General features: G+C 68.1%; 12 protein-coding genes. 8 read left to right on the plus strand and 4 right to left on the minus strand.

The window, feature by feature from the left end; all coding sequences use genetic code 11:
• The first annotated feature begins 29 nt into the window (after positions 1–29).
• The 8 genes from MA09_RS03265 (at position 30) to MA09_RS25195 (ending at position 12,111) form a co-directional block, all read left to right on the plus strand.
• Positions 30–830, plus strand: coding sequence for an ABC transporter permease (locus tag MA09_RS03265; protein ID WP_036245460.1), 801 nt, complete (start codon positions 30–32; stop codon positions 828–830).
• The gene (locus MA09_RS03270) at positions 830–2,050 is read left to right on the plus strand and encodes an ABC transporter ATP-binding protein (protein WP_036245461.1); all 1,221 of its coding nucleotides are present in this window, start codon (positions 830–832) and stop codon (positions 2,048–2,050) included. The genes MA09_RS03265 and MA09_RS03270 overlap by 1 nt, the downstream gene beginning before the upstream one ends.
• Positions 2,047–3,378 (plus strand): bifunctional 2-polyprenyl-6-hydroxyphenol methylase/3-demethylubiquinol 3-O-methyltransferase UbiG, encoded by a 1,332-nt coding sequence (locus MA09_RS23560; protein ID WP_051933124.1) that lies wholly within the window; start codon positions 2,047–2,049, stop codon positions 3,376–3,378. The genes MA09_RS03270 and MA09_RS23560 overlap by 4 nt, the downstream gene beginning before the upstream one ends.
• Complete coding sequence (locus MA09_RS03280) at positions 3,362–7,153, plus strand: glycosyltransferase (RefSeq protein ID WP_036245462.1); 3,792 nt, start codon at positions 3,362–3,364, stop codon at positions 7,151–7,153. The genes MA09_RS23560 and MA09_RS03280 overlap by 17 nt, the downstream gene beginning before the upstream one ends.
• Before the next feature lie 32 nt (positions 7,154–7,185).
• Entirely contained in the window at positions 7,186–8,877 is a 1,692-nt protein-coding gene (locus MA09_RS03285) for a DUF6311 domain-containing protein (RefSeq protein ID WP_051933125.1), read from the plus strand.
• Complete coding sequence (locus tag MA09_RS03290; RefSeq protein WP_051933126.1) at positions 8,874–9,857, plus strand: glycosyltransferase family 2 protein; 984 nt, start codon at positions 8,874–8,876, stop codon at positions 9,855–9,857. The genes MA09_RS03285 and MA09_RS03290 overlap by 4 nt, the downstream gene beginning before the upstream one ends.
• Before the next feature lies 1 nt (position 9,858).
• Complete coding sequence (locus MA09_RS03295) at positions 9,859–10,260, plus strand: GtrA family protein (protein ID WP_036245465.1); 402 nt, start codon at positions 9,859–9,861, stop codon at positions 10,258–10,260.
• Between the two features lie 156 nt (positions 10,261–10,416).
• Positions 10,417–12,111: a response regulator gene (locus tag MA09_RS25195; protein WP_036245468.1), complete on the plus strand. Its 1,695-nt coding sequence runs from the start codon at positions 10,417–10,419 to the stop codon at positions 12,109–12,111.
• 74 nt (positions 12,112–12,185) lie between these two features.
• Here the strand turns inward: MA09_RS25195 and MA09_RS03305 are convergent, their stop codons facing one another.
• From MA09_RS03305 to MA09_RS03320, 4 genes are all read right to left on the minus strand, one after another.
• A complete protein-coding gene (locus MA09_RS03305; RefSeq protein ID WP_081897395.1) occupies positions 12,186–13,721 on the minus strand; it encodes a DEAD/DEAH box helicase in 1,536 nt (511 codons plus the stop codon).
• Between the two features lie 255 nt (positions 13,722–13,976).
• Positions 13,977–14,741, minus strand: coding sequence for an anti-sigma factor (locus MA09_RS03310; RefSeq protein WP_036245471.1), 765 nt, complete (start codon positions 14,739–14,741; stop codon positions 13,977–13,979).
• A 25-nt stretch (positions 14,742–14,766) separates the two neighbouring features.
• Complete coding sequence (locus MA09_RS03315; RefSeq protein WP_051933127.1) at positions 14,767–15,387, minus strand: LON peptidase substrate-binding domain-containing protein; 621 nt, start codon at positions 15,385–15,387, stop codon at positions 14,767–14,769.
• Positions 15,388–15,518: 131 nt separating this feature from the next.
• Positions 15,519–15,953, minus strand: coding sequence for a hypothetical protein (locus MA09_RS03320; RefSeq protein ID WP_036245475.1), 435 nt, complete (start codon positions 15,951–15,953; stop codon positions 15,519–15,521).
• Positions 15,954–16,011 lie beyond the last annotated feature (58 nt).

The following is a 16,011-nucleotide window of genomic DNA, read 5'->3' on the forward strand; positions in this document are numbered from 1 at the left end:
CCTGATCCCTTGACCAGCGTCCTACATCGATGATTTCCCGATTCATGCTCGGTGGCGTCTGGCGCTACCGCGGCTTCATCGCGGGCAGCGTGCGCCGCGAATTCCAGGCCAAATACCGCAACTCGCTGTTCGGTGCCGCCTGGACCATCCTCAACCCCCTGGCGATGATCCTGGTGTATACCGTGATCTTTTCGCAGGTGATGGGTACCCGCCTGCAAGGCAATGTCGGCCACTTCGCCTACAGCATCTACCTGTGCGCCGGCATCCTCACCTGGGGCCTGTTCGCCGAGATCACCACGCGCGGCCAGAACGTCTTTCTCGAACACGCCAACCTGATCAAGAAACTCCAGTTTCCCCGCATCTGCCTGCCGATCGTGGTCGTGCTCAATGCCTTCGTCAACTTCGCGATCATCTTCGGCCTGTTCACGGCCTTCCTGGCCCTGTCCGGCGCCTTTCCGGGCTGGACCTACCTGGCGCTGCTGCCGGTGCTGGCCATCCTGGTGCTGTTCGCGATCGGCCTGGCCATGACCCTGGGCGTGCTGAACGTGTTCTTCCGCGACGTCGGCCAGTTCTTCACGATCGTGCTGCAGTTCTGGTTCTGGTTCACCCCGATCGTGTATCCGCTTGCCGCCCTGCCCGAGGAAATCCGGCCCCTATTGGCCTGGAATCCGATGGCCGCCGTGATCCAGGCCTGCCAGGGCATCCTGCTCGACAACCGGCTGCCGCACTGGCCCAGCCTGATCCCGGTCACGCTGCTGGCCCTGCTGTTCTGCGCGCTGGGCCTGCACCTGTTCCGCAAGCGCGCGGGCGAAATGGTGGATGAACTGTAATGGGCGCGATCATCGTCGACAACCTGGGCAAGGCCTACAAGCAGTACGGCAACCGCTGGAGCCGCCTGGCCGAATGGGTCCTGCCCGGCAACAAGCCGCGCCACAAGCTCAAGTGGGTGCTGCAGGACATCAGCTTCCAGCTGGCGCCGGGCGACGCGGTCGGCATCATCGGCATCAACGGGGCGGGAAAAAGCACCCTGCTCAAGCTGATCACCGGCACCGCCCAGCCGACCACCGGCAGCGTCTCCATCGGCGGCCGGGTCGCGGCCCTGCTCGAGCTGGGGATGGGCTTCCACCCCGACTTCACGGGGCGCCAGAACGTGTTCATGGCGGGCCAGCTGCTGGGCCTCACGGTGGACGAGATCGCCCAGCTGATGCCGCAGATCGAGTCCTTCGCCGAGATCGGCGACTACATCGACCAGCCGGTGCGGGTCTATTCGTCCGGCATGCAGATGCGCCTGGCCTTCAGCGTCGCCACGGTGCGCCGCCCCGACGTGCTGATCGTCGACGAAGCCCTGTCGGTCGGCGACGCCTATTTCCAGCACAAGAGCTTCGAGCGCATCCGCGAGTTCCGCAAGCAGGGCACCACCCTCCTGATCGTCAGCCACGACCGCGCCGCCATGCAGTCGATCTGCGATCGCGCCATCCTGCTCGACAGCGGACGCCTGGCCAAGCAGGGCACGCCGGAAGAAGTCATGGACTACTACAACGCCCTGATCGCCGAGCGCGAAGGCAGCACGGTGGAACAGGTGCGCACGCCGGAAGGCCGGGTCCAGACCACCTCGGGCAACGGCCATGCCAGCGTGGTCGAGGTGGCGCTGGAAAACGAGGCCGGCCAGGCGCTCGAGGTGCTCAACGTCGGCGTGCCGGCGACCCTGCGGATCCGGGTGAAGGTCAACAAATCGCTGCCGCGCCTGGTGCTCGGCTACATGATCAAGGACCGCCTGGGCCAGCAGATTTTCGGCACCAACACCCATTACCTCGACCAGGCACTGACCGGCCTGCGCGCAGGCGAAACCATCGAGTACCGCTTCCGCTTCCCGCTCAACCTGGGGCCGGGCAGCTACTCGATCACCACCGCGCTCACGAGCAATGAAACGCATTTGGCCGACAATTACGAATGGCGCGACCTCGCCGCCATCTTCATGGTCATGAACATGAACCGCCGCGAGTTCGTCGGCAGCAGCTGGCTGGAACCGCAATTGGAGATCCAACGTTGAACCAGACTTCGTTCTACCGCGCCTTCGAGGACCGCTTCCGCGGATCGCGCGACCTCATCAAGGACCGGCTGCGCACCTATGCCCGGTTCACCGACCCGCTGCTGCAACTGCCGGGCAGCCGCACGGTGCTCGACCTTGGCTGCGGCCGCGGCGAGTGGCTGGAGCTGCTGGGTGAAAGCGGTTTCGACGCCCAGGGCGTGGACCTGGACGAAGGCATGCTGGCCGCCTGCCGCGAACGCGGCCTGAATGCGCGCCATGGCGACGCGCTGGCCGCGCTGCGCGCCCAGCCGGACGACAGCCTGGCCATGGTGTCGTGCTTCCACCTGGTCGAGCACCTGCCCTTCGACCTGGTGCGCGACCTGATCGCCGAAGCGCTGCGCGTGTTGCAGCCGGGCGGTCTCCTGATCATGGAAACGCCGAACCCGGAAAACCTGACCGTCGGTGCCACCAGCTTCTACCTCGACCCGTCGCACCTGCACCCGCTGCCGCCGGGCCTGCTCGGCTTCGCCGCCGAATACGCCGGTTTCGCACGCCAGCGCATCGTCCGCCTGCAGGAAGACCCGGCGCTGCACACGGCGGAACGGGTGCCCTTGATCAGCGTGCTCGAAGGCGTCAGCCCGGACTACGCCGTGGTGGCGCAAAAGGCCGCGCCGCCAGACCTGCAGGCGCCGTTCGACGCCGCCTTCGGCGGATCCTGGGGTCTCACGCTGGGCGAACTCGCGCACCGCTACGAAGAACAGGCGGCCGGCCGGCATGCCGAGCTCCATCACATCATCGGGGGGATCCAGCGCCGCGCCGAACAGATCGCCATCGACGTCACCACCGTGCATGCCCAGGCGCAGGCCCATCTCGCCGCCCACATCGACGAGCTGCGCCAGCAGGCCGCGCGCCAGGAAGCCCGCCTCGCGCACGTGGAGGCGCATGCGGCCGAGATGTCGCAGCGCGTCGTGGATATGCTGGACAGCACCTCATGGCGGATCACCGAGCCGCTGCGCCGGGTCTCGGCGGTGGTCATCCGACTGCGCAAGGCGCGTGCCGAGGGGCGCCTGGGCAGCGCGGCCAAGGCGCGCGCGGTGCGCCTGGCACGCCGTCTCTGCGGCGCCGTGCTGCGCCGTCCGGCCCTGAAGCGCGCCGCGCGTGCCGTGCTGCGCCGGGTGCCGAAACTGGAAGCGCGGCTGTACGCCATGATGCTGGACAATAGCGGCGCCACCCGCGTGGTGCTCGACGATGCCTCGGGCGAACTGTCCCCGCGCGCCACGCGCGCCTACCAGCAGCTGCGCCAACTGAAACAGGAACAAGCAAGGAAGCCAGATGCGCATAGTCATTGATCTCCAGGGCGCCCAGTCGGAAAGCCGCTACCGCGGCATCGGGCGCTACTCGCTGGCGCTGGCCCTCGGTGTGGCACGCAATGCGGGCCAGCACGAGGTCTGGCTGGTGCTGAACGCAGCGCTGGGCAGCGCCATCGAGGACATCCGCCAGGCCTTCGCTGGCCTGGTCCCGGCCGAGCGCATCTGCCTGTTCGACGTTCCCGCGCCTACCGCCGAGGTGCAGGCCCACAACAGCCCGCGCGCGCGCGCCGGCGAACTGCTGCGCGAGCACGCGATCGCCCAGCTGCGTCCCGACGCGGTGCTGGTTACCAGCCTGTTCGAGGGCTACGTGGACGATGCGGTCGTCTCCATCGGGCGCCTGGGCAACGTGGGCGACCCGGGCGAGGCCGTCACCGCCGCCGTGCTGTACGACCTGATTCCTTTCCTGAACCCGGACCAGTACCTGCGCCAGCCGGAACAGGGCAGCTACTACGAACGCAAGATCGCCTCGCTGTGCCAGGCCGGCCTGCTGCTGGCGATCTCGGACTACTCGCGCCAGGAAGCGATCGATGCCCTCGGCCTGGATCCGGCCCGCGTGGTCTCGATCTCGACCGCCGTGGACGAGACCTTCCATCCCGGTGCGCCCGACCCGGCACACCTGGCCGCGCTGCATGCGCGCCTCGGGATCACACGCGCCGTACTGATGTGCGCGCCGGGCGGCTTCGATTCGCGCAAGAACATCGACGGCCTGATCGCCGCCTACGGCATGCTGCCGCAGCCGCAGCGGGCCGCGCACCAGCTGGTCATCGCCGGCAAGATCAACGACGGCGAGCGCCAGCGCCTGGCGGACCTGGCGCGCCAGCACAGCCTGGGGCCGGACGAACTGGTGCTGACCGGCTACCTGAGCGACGCCGACCTGATCGACCTGTACCGCAGCTGCGCGCTGTTCGTGTTCCCGTCGCTGCACGAGGGTTTCGGCTTGCCGGCCCTGGAAGCGATGGCCTGCGGCGCGCTGGCGATCGGCGCCGACAGTACCAGCGTGCCGGAAGTGATCGGCAACCCGGACGCGCTGTTCGATGGCCGCCAGCCGGCCGCGATCGCGGCCAAGATCGCGCAGGTGCTGGGCGACCCGGCCCTGCAGGCGCGCCTGCGCGAACAAGCCGCACTCCAGGCGCGCAAGTTCAGCTGGGACAACAGCGCCCGCCGCGCGATCGCCGCGCTGGAAGCGCAAGCGGCCGCGCGCGCTACAGTGCCCACAGCGCCCGCGGCCGTGTGCCCCCTGCCGTCCAGGCCACGCATCGCCTTCCTGTCGCCGCTACCGCCGGAGCGCACCGGCGTGGCCGACTACGCCGTGCGCGTGCTGCCGACCCTGCTGCCCCATTTCGAAGTGGAACTGATCGTGCACCAGGAGAAGGTCGAGATGCCGCCCGAACTGGCCCACCTGCCGCGCCATCCGCTGTCCTGGCTGGACCAGCACCCCGGGCGCTACCAGCACATCGTCTACCAGTTCGGCAACAGCCCCTTCCACAGCCACATGATGCCGCTGCTGCAGCGCCATCCGGGTGTGGTGGTACTGCACGATTTCTTCCTGAGCAGCATGATCTCCTACGAACAGGTGACCGGCGCCATGCCGGGCGTCTGGACCCGCAGCCTGCTGCATTCGCACGGCTACGCCGCGGTGCAGTCCAGCATCGCACCGGACGGCCTGGACCGCACCAAGCAGGACTATCCGTGCAACCTGGAGATCCTGCAGGACGCCAGCCACGTGATCGTGCACTCGGAGTACGCACGCCAGCTGGCGCGCGACTGGTACGGACCGCAGGCGGGCGCCGACTGGAGCCCGGCCCAGCTGCCGCGCGCGGTGCCGGCCGAGAACGACCGCGCGGCCGCCCGGCGCGCGCTGGGCATCGGCGAGGATGTTTTCCTGGTCTGTAATTTTGGCTTCGTTGCGCCGACCAAGCACTGCCTGGAACTGCTGCAGGCCTGGCTCGCCTCGCAGCTGCACCGCGATGTCCGCTGCCGCCTGGTCTTCGTCGGCGCCAACCATGGCGGCGACTACGGCCGCAGCATGACCGAGACCATCGCCGCGGCCGGCGCCGGCGAGCGCGTGACGATTTCCGGCTGGACCTCCGACGAGGACTATTTCCGCTACCTGCAAGCGGCCGACATCGGCGTGCAGCTGCGCACCGGTTCGCGCGGCGAGACCTCGGGCACGGTGCTCGACTGCATGATCTACGGGCTCCCGGTGATCATCAACGCCAACGGCGCCATGGCCGAGTTCCCGCACGACGCCGTCTGGATGCTGCCGGATGCGTTCAGCCAGGCCGCCCTGGTCGATGCGCTCGAGACCCTGCATGCGGACGATGCGCGCCGCCGCGCGCTGGGCGCCGCCGGCTTCGCCCTGATGGGCACCCGCAACAGCCCCGAGCGTGTCGGCCAGATGTACAAGGAGGCGCTCGACGTGGCCGAGCGCAAGCAGAAGAGCGGCCGGCCCGCGCTGCTGTCGGCACTGCTGGCCACCCCCGGCCTCGACAGCGACGACGCCATGTTGCAGCGCCTGGCGCGCTGCGTGGCGCGCTGCCCAGATCCCCTGCAGCCGCGCCAGCTGCTGCTGGACGTGACCAACATCGCGCGCAACGACCTCAAGACCGGCATCGAGCGCGTGGTGCGCAACCAGCTGGTGGAGCTGCTGCAGATGCGCGCGATCGGTTACCGCGTCGAGCCGGTCTACTTGGCCGCCGGGGACGGCCCGCCCCAGTACCGCTACGCGCGCAGCTACGCCGCCCGCCTGCTCGGCATCGACACCGTGCTGGAAGGCCCGGACCCGGTGGTGGACGTGCTGGCCGGCGACATCTATTACTGCGCCGACCATTCGCCGCACGCCGCGATGGAAGCGGCGCGCAACGGCCTGTACGCGGCTTGGCGCGCACGGGGCGTGTGGATCAACTTCACGGTCTACGACCTGCTGCCGGTGCTCCATCCAGAATTCTTCCCGCCGCACGCCGACGTCACCCACGCCGCCTACCTGGAGTGCATCGCCAGCGAAGCCGATCGCCTGATCTGCATCTCGCACGCGGTCTGCGACGACCTCGCCGCCTGGCTGGCCGAACGCGGGACGGCGCGCCGCCCGGGCCAGCTGCTGACCGCGCTGCACCTCGGCGCCGACCTCGAGGTGCGCCATGCCGGCGTACCGGTTTCGTCGCCGGTGGCGCAGCAGGTTGCCGCCCGTCCCAGCTTCCTGATGGTGGGCACGATCGAGCCGCGCAAGGGGCACCTGCAGGCGCTGCAGGCGTTCGAACAGCTGTGGGCCGCGGGCGAAGACCTGAACCTGGTGATCGTCGGCCGGGAAGGCTGGAAGCCGCTGGCCGACGCCGACCGCCGCACCCTGCCGCGCATCATGGAGCGCCTGCGCGCCAGTCCCGAACTGGGCAAGCGCCTGCTGTGGCTGGACGGCATCGACGACGACACCCTGGAGCAGGTCTACCAGGCCAGCACCTGCCTGCTGTTCCCGAGCGAAGGCGAAGGCTTCGGCCTGCCGCTGATCGAGGCCGCCCACCACGGCTTGCCGCTGCTGGCGCGTGACCTGCCCGTGTTCCGCGAGGTCGCGGGCGAGCACGCGCATTACTTCTCGGGCCTGGACGGCGCCGCGCTGGCCGAGGCCGTGCGCGGCTGGCTGGTCCTGCATGCCGAGGGCCGCCATCCGACCCCGCAAGGCATGCGCTGGATGACCTGGCGCGAGCAGGCGCGCGCCCTGCTTGTGCTGCTGGGCACACCAACTGAGCGACTTCCCACATGAATTCACTGCACAACTTTCCACCGAGTCCCCGGTTGAGGGGTGCCGCCGGCCTGGGCCATACGGCCCGGACCCGAAGCTGGCGCCCCGCTATCCTGTTCGACGTCGACGGCCCGCTCGGCCTGGCGCTGGCGGCCGCCCTGAGCCTGGGTTACGCCTGGTGGCTGTATGGCTTCCCGATGCTGCACGGAACCGCGCCTTTCTGGTGGCGCGACAATACCGACATCACCCAATATATCGCCGGCTTCAACGCCTTCGCCAGCGACGCCTGGCGCTGGCCGCTGCTGCGGGTGAATACCCTCAACGCGCCGGAGGGCACGCTCGCCACCTTCCTCGACACGATTCCGCTCTACTCGCTGGTGCTCAAGGTATTCACCCAGGGCAAAGGCTACTGGAACCCCTACGGCTTGTGGATCGCGATCTGCTTCACCCTGCAGGGCGTGGGGGCCTGGTGGATGTGCCGCGAGGCGCGGGTGCGCAACTGGGCCGCGCTGGTGGCCCTGGCGCTGCTGCTGGCCAGCTTCCCGGCCTTCACCTTCCGCATCTCGCACACCAGTCTGATGTCCCAGTGGCTCCTGCTGTTCGCGTTCGCCATCTACCTGCGCAGTTCGCGCCTCGGCACGCTGGCCACGGGATGGTGGGTGGCGCTGGTGGTCGGAGCGTTCTACATCAACATCTACCTGTTCGCGATGGTGTCTGCCATCTTCGCGGCCGACGTGCTGCGCCAGCTGCTGCGCGCGCCCCTCAGCGCATCCTCGGTCGGCCGCGCGCTGCTGGCGCCGGCGGCGGCCTACGGCCTCCTGTTTGCCACCATGTGGGCAACGATGCTGCCGCTGCCGCCGGGTTCCGGCAACCAGGAATGGGGTTTCGGCTACTATTCGATGAACTTGCTGGCGCCGCTGCACGGCGGCATCTTCCTGAGCTTCCCGCATCCGACCGCGCACGACGGCCAGGGCGAGGGCTACAACTATGTAGGCCTCGTCGTGCTGGCGCTGGCGGCGGCAGTGTACTGGCTGCACAAGCGCCGCGACCCGGATTTCTGGCGCCGCCACAAGGCGCTGCTGTGGGTGCTGGTGGCGCTGAGCGCATTTGCGCTGTCGAACAGGGTATACCTCGGCGATATTCGCCTGTTCAGCCTGAAGGTGCCGGAATGGCTGAGCGTCGTCACCGCCACGTTCCGTTCCTCCGGCCGCTTCTTCTGGCCGGTCGGCTATGCGATCACGGCTTTCGCCGTGCTGGGGTTGGCGCGCCATGCCGGCGCGCGGGTCGCCGTGCCCGTCCTGGCCGGCGTGCTGCTGCTGCAGCACATCGACCTCGAGCAGCACCGGCGCCATGCGCGCGAGACCGTCGCCCATGCCGGCGGGAACGTGCTCGACGTGGCGCGCTGGAACGCTTTCCTCGGCACGGACATCAAGGCCCTGCATTACTATCCACCCTTCCGTTGCAGCGACACGCCCGGGCAGGAATCCCTGCTGCCGGTCATGGCGTATGCGGTGCGCCAGGGCTATCCGTTTTCAACCGGCTATATCGCCCGCGCCAGCAAACCGTGCGGCACCCATGAGAACGAGATCGCCCGCCTGCCCGCCGGCACCGCGGTCGCCTTCGAGAAGAAAACCTTCCCGCGCCTGGACGAGGCACAGCGTCTGATGGGTCCAGGCGCTGCCTGTGCCGACATGGACATCGCCTTCCTGTGCCGCCGCCAGGCTCTCCACCACGACAAGCCATGACGAAAAAACGTATTTCCCTGGTCGCCCCCTTCTACAACGAATCGGGCAACGTCCACGAGTTCTTCCGCCGCGTGGCCGCGATCCGCGCCGACCTGCCCAGCTACGAGGTCGAGGTCGTCGCCGTCAACGACGGCAGCCGCGACGGCACCTGGAACGAGCTGCTGCAGGCGCGCGAGGCCTACCCGTGGGTGCACCTGGTCGACCTGTCGCGCAATTTCGGCAAGGAGGCCGCGCTGACGGCGGGCCTGGACCGGGCCGACGGCGACGCCGTGGTGCCGATCGACTCGGACCTGCAGCACCCGCCCGAGCTGCTGGTCCAGATGCTGGAACAGTGGGAACGGGGGGCCGAAGTGGTGCTCGCGCGCCGCATGGACCGCCATACCGACGGCAGGCTGCAAAAGATTTCGGCGACCTCGTTCTACCGTTTCCACAACATGATCTCGAACGTCCAGGTGCCGATGGACGTGGGCGACTTCCGCCTGATGGACCGGCGCGTGGTGCAGGCGCTGCAGCAGTTGCCGGAGAACCACCGCTTCATGAAGGGCCTGTTCGCCTGGGTGGGGTTCCGCACCGTGACGATCCCCTACGACCATACCGACCGCCACGCCGGCAAATCCAGCTTCAACTTCTGGAAGCTGTGGAACCTGGCCCTGGAGGGCATCACCAGCTTCTCCACCGCACCCCTGAAGATCTGGACCTACGTCGGCTTCGGCGTATCGCTGCTGGCGCTGCTGTACGGCGCGCTGATCGTGCTGCGCACCCTGGTGCAGGGCGTCGACGTGCCCGGCTACGCCTCGCTGATGGCCGGCTGCATGTTCCTCGGCGGCGTGCAGCTGATCGGCATCGGCGTGCTGGGCGAGTACGTCGGACGCATCTACCACGAAGTCAAGCGCCGCCCGGTCTACCTGGTGCGCGAAGAGCATCCTGCAGCGGATGCCGCCGACGAGCGGCAGGTGCGACTGGTGCAGGACGGCTACTGACATGGCAAGGCTGCAACAGCTGCTGGAGCGTCACCGCAGCCTGTTGGTCTTCGGCGCAATCGGGGTCGTCAACACCCTGCTCCACACGCTTGCCGTCGTCACCCTCGTGGAGAGCGCCATGGCGCCGCCGGTGGCGGCGCACGTTGCCGGCTTCGTCCTGGCAAACTGTTTTTCCTTCTTTGCCAATTGCCGCTACGCCTTCCGGCAATCCCCGAGCTGGGCCCGTTATCGCAATTTCCTGAGCGTATCGCTGCTCAGCCTGGCGCTGACCGTCGGCCTGTCAGGACTGGCCGAGGCGATGCGCTGGCATTACCTGGCAGGGCTACTGCTGGTGCTCCTGTGCGGCCCGGTACTCAGCTACCTGCTGCACAAGACCGTGACTTTCCGTGCAAAAGCGCCTTGATCGAGCGCATTGCGCACCGATGCTTGCCTGCCAATGTGAACTCACGTACGGAGCACGGAACCTTGTCCGGATAGAGTGAATTCACATCGGCAGCCGTGCGCGGCCGCTTATGCCGCGTTGAACTGCCTTACCTATGGCACAGCTTCGGAACCCGCAATGGCGACTGGATCGGACAAGGAAGAAGGTCTCTCGAAACCGCTGGACTTGCAAGGCGGCGGCCAGAGCATGGGCGTGCCCGCGGTCGGCGAGGTCGAGGGCAATGCCTTCAATCCGGCCGGCGGCCCCGGCGTCAATCACTGGCAGGCCAGCTACATCGGCCGCGAGGGCCTGGAAGATCGCGGCAACATCTTCTTTGCCGCCGTCGAGATGACGCGCATGCCCATGGTCGTTACCGACCCCAACCAGGAAGACGATCCCATCGTGTTCGCCAACGGCGCCTTCTACGACCTCACCGGATACGAGGAAAAGGACGTGATGGGCCGCAATTGCCGCTTGCTGCAGGGCCCCGACACCGACCGCAGCACGGTTGCCGAAATCCGCAATGCCCTGTGCGAACACCGTGCGGTGTCGGTCGACATCCTCAACTACAAGGCCAACGGCGAGCCATTCTGGAACGCGCTGTTCATCGGCCCGATCTTCGGCCAGGACGGCAAGCTGCTCTACTTCTTCGCTTCGCAGATGGACATCACCGAGCGCCGCAGCATGCTCGAATCGAACCTGCAGGCGCAGAAGATGGAAGCCATCGGACAGCTGTCGGCCGGAATGGCGCACGACTTCAACAACCTGCTGCAGGTAATCAACGGCAACCTCGAACTGGCCCTGATAACGGCTGGCAAGATCCCCGCAGCGGCCGAGCCGATCCGTCGCGCCCAGCGCGCCACCATGCAGGCCGGCAAGCTCACCCAGCAGCTGCTGAGCTTTGCGCGCAAGCAGCGCCTCGAGCACAAGCGTGTCAGCCTGAATTCGCTGGTCGTCGATTTTTCCGACATGCTGGTGCGCACGCTCGGCGACAAGGTCGAGCTGCGGCTCGACCTGCGGCCCGGCCTGCCGTCCTGCTCGATCGACCCGACCTACCTGGAAATGGCGCTGCTCAACGTCGTCATCAATGCGCGCGACGCCATGCCGCGAGGCGGCGCGGTCACGGTGGGCACGACGGTGGTCGATGAAGGACGACGCCTGGCCAACCGGCTGCCGCAGGGCGAGTACGTGGCCATCTGGATCCGGGACCAAGGCGAAGGCATGGCGCCGGAGGTGCTCAAGCGCGCCACCGAGCCCTTCTTCACCACCAAGGGCCTGGGCACCGGCCTGGGCCTGGCGATGGTGCACGGCTTTGTGCAGCAGTCGCATGGCCGGCTGGACATCGACAGCGCACCGGGGCGCGGCACCGAGGTGCGCATGATCTTCCCGGTGGCGCAGCAGTCGCGCCACGAGGACGGAGACCGCCTGGATGCCGGCACCGAGGCGCACGAAGCGGGCCGCAAGTGCCGCATCCTGGTGGTGGAAGACAACGAGGACGTGCGCGAGCTCGCCGAGGCTATGCTGGCGGCGGCCGACTACGACGTGCTGTCGGCGCCGAGCGGCGAGCGCGCGCTCGAGGTGCTGGAATCGGAAAAGGTGGACTTGCTGTTCACCGACGTGATCATGCCGGGCGGGATGAACGGACTGCAGCTGATCGAACAGGTGCATGCCAGGCGGCCGGGGATGCCGGTGCTGGTGACCACCGGCTACATGGACGAACTGCCGGCACGCGGGATGCGTGAAAAGTCACTGGACGTGCTCGCCAAGCCGTACCAGCACCAGGATCTGCTGGACCGGGTGCATGCGGCGCTGCATGCGCGCAGAGCGGCTTGAGAGATCGCGTCTTTCGTAGGGTAGGCGGGGCATGCGAGGCCACTGGCCTCGCATGCCCCGCCCACCCTGCCACATCAGTTCGAACGCGGCCCGCCACCCAGCAGGAAGGCCAGCTTCTGCTTGCCCGGCTTGCTTGCCGCCGGCGCCGGCGTCACGACTTCCTTGCGCGCCGCGCTCGACGGCTCGTAGGGCTTGAGGAACCACGGATCGACCTTCTCGCGGCGCGGCGTCGGGCTGTAGCCGCTGCTGCGCGGCGGGCGCTCGCCGCGTTCGCCGCCACGCGAAGGGGCCTCCTCGCGGCGCCCACGGCGCTCGCCGTCGCGGGCGAACTCGGCGCGTCCGCCTTCGCGTGCACGGCTGGAGGGCGCCACGAAGCCCGGCAGCTCGCCGCGCGGGACGGTCTGCTTGATCAGCTTCTCGATGTCGGCCAGCAGGCGCTCGTCCTTGTCCGAGTACACCGACAGCGCGTCGCCCGAGGCGCCGGCGCGGCCGGTACGGCCGATGCGGTGCACGTAGTCTTCGGCGTTGTACGGCAGGTCGTAGTTGATCACGCAGGGCAGGTCCGAGATGTCGAGGCCGCGCGCGGCCACGTCGGTGGCCACCAGCACTTCCACCGATCCCGCCTTGAAGGCGTCGAGGGCGGCCATGCGTTCCTGCTGGGTCTTGTCGCCGTGGATCGCCGAGGCCTTGATGCCCTTCTGCTCCAGGTGGCGCGACAGGCGCGAGGCGCCGATCTTGGTGTTCGAGAACACGATCACCTGCTTCAGGTTGCGCTCGCGGATGATGTGTTCGACCACGTCGCGCTTGAGCTCCTCGTCGACCTTGTAGACGATCTGCGTGACCCTGTCGGCGGTGGCGTTGCTGCGCGCCACCTCGATCAGCACCGGCTTGTTCAGGAAGCTGTTGGCCAGCTTCTTGATCTCCGGCGAGAAGGTGGCCGAGAACATCAGGTTCTGGCGCTGCTTCGGCAGCAGGTTGATGATGCGTTGCAGGTCCGGCAGGAAGCCCATGTCGAGCATGCGGTCGGCTTCGTCCATGACCAGCATCTGCACCTGGCCCAGGCTGATGTTCTTCTGCTCGATGTGGTCGAGCAGGCGGCCCGGGGTGGCGATGACGATCTCGACGCCGCCCTTCAGGATGGTGGTCTGGCCCTTCATGTCCATGCCGCCGAACACGACGGTGGAACGCAGCGGCGTATGCTTGGCGTAGGCCTTGACGTTGTCGGCCACCTGCACCGCCAGCTCGCGGGTCGGGGTCAGCACCAGGGCGCGCACCGGGTGGCGCGCCGGCGACATGCTGCTGTTGGCGTGCGCCATCAGCAGCTGGATGATCGGCAGCGAGAAGCCGGCAGTCTTGCCGGTGCCGGTCTGGGCGGCGCCCATGACGTCGCGGCCCTGCAGCACGAGCGGAATCGCCTTGGCCTGGATCGGGGTCGGATGCTCGTAGCCCTGGTCGGTCAGCGCGCGCAGGATTTCCGGCGCCAGGCCGAGGTCGGCGAAGCGCACGGTGGGCGCTTCGTCCGCCTTGACCTGCTCGACCGGTGCGGCAAGCGTCAGGTCGGTGGGGTCGGCCGGGTCGGCGCTCACGGGAGTATTCTGGATATCAGACATATTCTTGTTGGACAGTATTTCGTTAGCTCTACGGCTGCGCCTGCTGGCACGGTCGGGCCTGCGGGTAGCTTCCAGAGGGACGGCGGGCCGGCAATCCGGTCCGCATGGGCCGCGAAGCGCCCAGGCAACAGCCTGGACTGGGCGGACGTAGAGGCACTTTAGCGGGCTACACGATACCTGAAAACCACCCCACTGTATATAAAGTCCTGTTTTTCGTCGGGTGGGCGGCTTTGCCGCCCACCCGACGGGACCCCATCAAGGCGTCCAGCCACGCTGCTGGGCCGCACGTTCGGCTGCCGAGTCGAGGGTGGAACCGACGATCCGGGCGTCGATGGCCGTCTGTACCGACGGCGGCAGCGTGCTGCCGTCGAGCCAGGCGGTGCCCGGCTGCGGCTGGGCCAGCACGGGGATGGTCCAGCGCCCGTTGCCGCGGCAAGCGAGGCCTGCCGTGGTGTCGACCACGAAGCTGCGGCAGTAGCTGCCGTCCTTCGAGACAAAGGTGACGCCGATGCGCACCCCGGTCTCGGAGGGGCCGGGGCTGGCCAACTGGCCGCCCAGGGCCTCGACCAGGCGGCCGCGCGCCACCAGGGTGCCCTCGCTCGCTTCCAGCATCACCAGGCCCGGATCGGGCCGCAGTTCCTGCCAGCCGAGCACGCCGCCGACTGCGCCCGCCATGAGTGCGGCGCCGACGGCCAGCCAGTGGCGCGGCGTCCATTCGGCACGGATGGGCTGGGGCGGCGGCACGGGCGGTACGGCGCGGCCGGGTCGGATGGCGTCGAGGTGGACCACCTTGGCGTCGGACTGCGGCCGGGCGCGCTGCTGGTGGCCGCCGCCGTGGCCGTTCGAGACGCTGAAGATGTGCGAGCGGCCGGCGGAGCGTTCGCTGCTTTCGCGCCGATGCTGGGCGATGCGGGCCGCCAGCACCGGATCGGCGCGCATGGCCCGCTCGACCGCCGCGCGCGCCGGCTCGGCCAGCTCACCGTTGATGTACGCGATCAGGAGGTCGTCGGAGAATTTCATGCCAACACATGAGCTACGAGTTGAGCTACGAGGTAATGAGTCCATGTTCGTCCAGAACGTCGTGCAAAAGTTCCAGGCGAATCACGGGGTTGTCGAGCATGAGCATATGGTGCTTCTGCTGGTTGGGCAGCGGCAGCAGTTCGCACCACCGGTTCGCCACCCAGCCGCAATCGTCGAGACGAAACGGCGGCTGCACCGGCCAGCGGTGGCGTGGGACGTCGTGCAGCGAAGACAGCACGCGGTCGAGCGCGTCGGACGCACCCTGCAGTTCGGACGGCACCTTGACGGCGCGGTCGTCCTCGACCAGTTCGGCCTCGGCCATCCACAGCCCGTTCAGGCGCTGTTCGGCGGTCACCACCGTGAAGCGCGAGCCGCCGCGGCAGAGTACCTGCAGCAGTCCAGGCGAGGTGGTGGTGGTTTCGGTCACGGAAGCGATGGTGCCGGCGGCGGCAAATCGCTCTGGCTCGCCATCCGGCTGGCGCACTTCATGCCCGTGCGTCAGCAGCACCACGCCGAACGGTGCGTCTTCGGTGAGGCAGCGGCTGATCATGTCGAGGTAGCGGACCTCGAACACCTGCAGCGGCAGCACCCCGTCCGGAAACAACACCGTACTGAGCGGGAACAAGGGCATGGAAATCGTGGACATGATGCCCATCATGACAGAATCACAGGCAAAACGGGAGCACGATTGGGACGGTCGGCACGCTTGTCCAGCCCACGGCGGCGTTGCGGCAGGGCAAGCAAGGCGTGAACGCGCGGTCGGCATAGCCGACCAGGCTACTCCGGCCCCTGCAGCGGCATGGTCCGGATTGCGTGGGAAAAATTGGCCAGCCGCCAGCGCAGGCGCGCCAGCCCCGGATCCGGCATCGGCACCACCCGCAGCCGCAGCACGCCGCCCGGCAGCGCCGGACAGGGGATGGCCTGCTCGCCCGCCTCCTCCACCGGCAGCCTGAACTCGCCTCCCGGCGCCAGCTGCACCGGGCCGAACACCAGCGGCGCCCCGGTGCTATTCCTCAGCAGCAGCACGTCCTGCACGCCCAGGGTCAGGCGCACCGCCGCGGGCGTGTCCTGGCCGCGCCGCACTTCCAGCGGCAACTCATGGCTGTCGCCCCGCAGCGGCCACAGCATTCCCCACAGCAGGACCAGCAGGAGCAGGCCTGCCATGGCCGCGAGCGGCCAGTGCCGCCGCAGGAGCTCGGGCAAGTCAGGCATCCTCATGCTGGAAAAAGCGTGCGCACGCCATGGAAGAAGAATGCGGCGACGTTCACCA

This window comes from Massilia sp. BSC265 (genome assembly GCF_000740675.1).
In the GTDB taxonomy this organism is placed as follows: Bacteria; Pseudomonadota; Gammaproteobacteria; order Burkholderiales; family Burkholderiaceae_D; genus Telluria.

Bases quoted from the DNA above. Each gene is read 5' to 3' on its own strand.
- MA09_RS03315 (WP_051933127.1), bottom strand. From the start codon at position 15,387: ATGTCCACGATTTCCATGCCCTTGTTCCCGCTCAGTACGGTGTTGTTT.
- MA09_RS03280 (WP_036245462.1), top strand. From the start codon at position 3,362: ATGCGCATAGTCATTGATCTCCAGGGCGCCCAGTCGGAAAGCCGCTAC.
- MA09_RS03305 (WP_081897395.1), bottom strand. From the start codon at position 13,721: ATGTCTGATATCCAGAATACTCCCGTGAGCGCCGACCCGGCCGACCCC.
- MA09_RS03270 (WP_036245461.1), top strand. From the start codon at position 830: ATGGGCGCGATCATCGTCGACAACCTGGGCAAGGCCTACAAGCAGTAC.
- MA09_RS03320 (WP_036245475.1), bottom strand. From the start codon at position 15,953: ATGCCTGACTTGCCCGAGCTCCTGCGGCGGCACTGGCCGCTCGCGGCC.
- MA09_RS03295 (WP_036245465.1), top strand. From the start codon at position 9,859: ATGGCAAGGCTGCAACAGCTGCTGGAGCGTCACCGCAGCCTGTTGGTC.
- MA09_RS03265 (WP_036245460.1), top strand. From the start codon at position 30: ATGATTTCCCGATTCATGCTCGGTGGCGTCTGGCGCTACCGCGGCTTC.
- MA09_RS25195 (WP_036245468.1), top strand. From the start codon at position 10,417: ATGGCGACTGGATCGGACAAGGAAGAAGGTCTCTCGAAACCGCTGGAC.
- MA09_RS03290 (WP_051933126.1), top strand. From the start codon at position 8,874: ATGACGAAAAAACGTATTTCCCTGGTCGCCCCCTTCTACAACGAATCG.
- MA09_RS03310 (WP_036245471.1), bottom strand. From the start codon at position 14,741: ATGAAATTCTCCGACGACCTCCTGATCGCGTACATCAACGGTGAGCTG.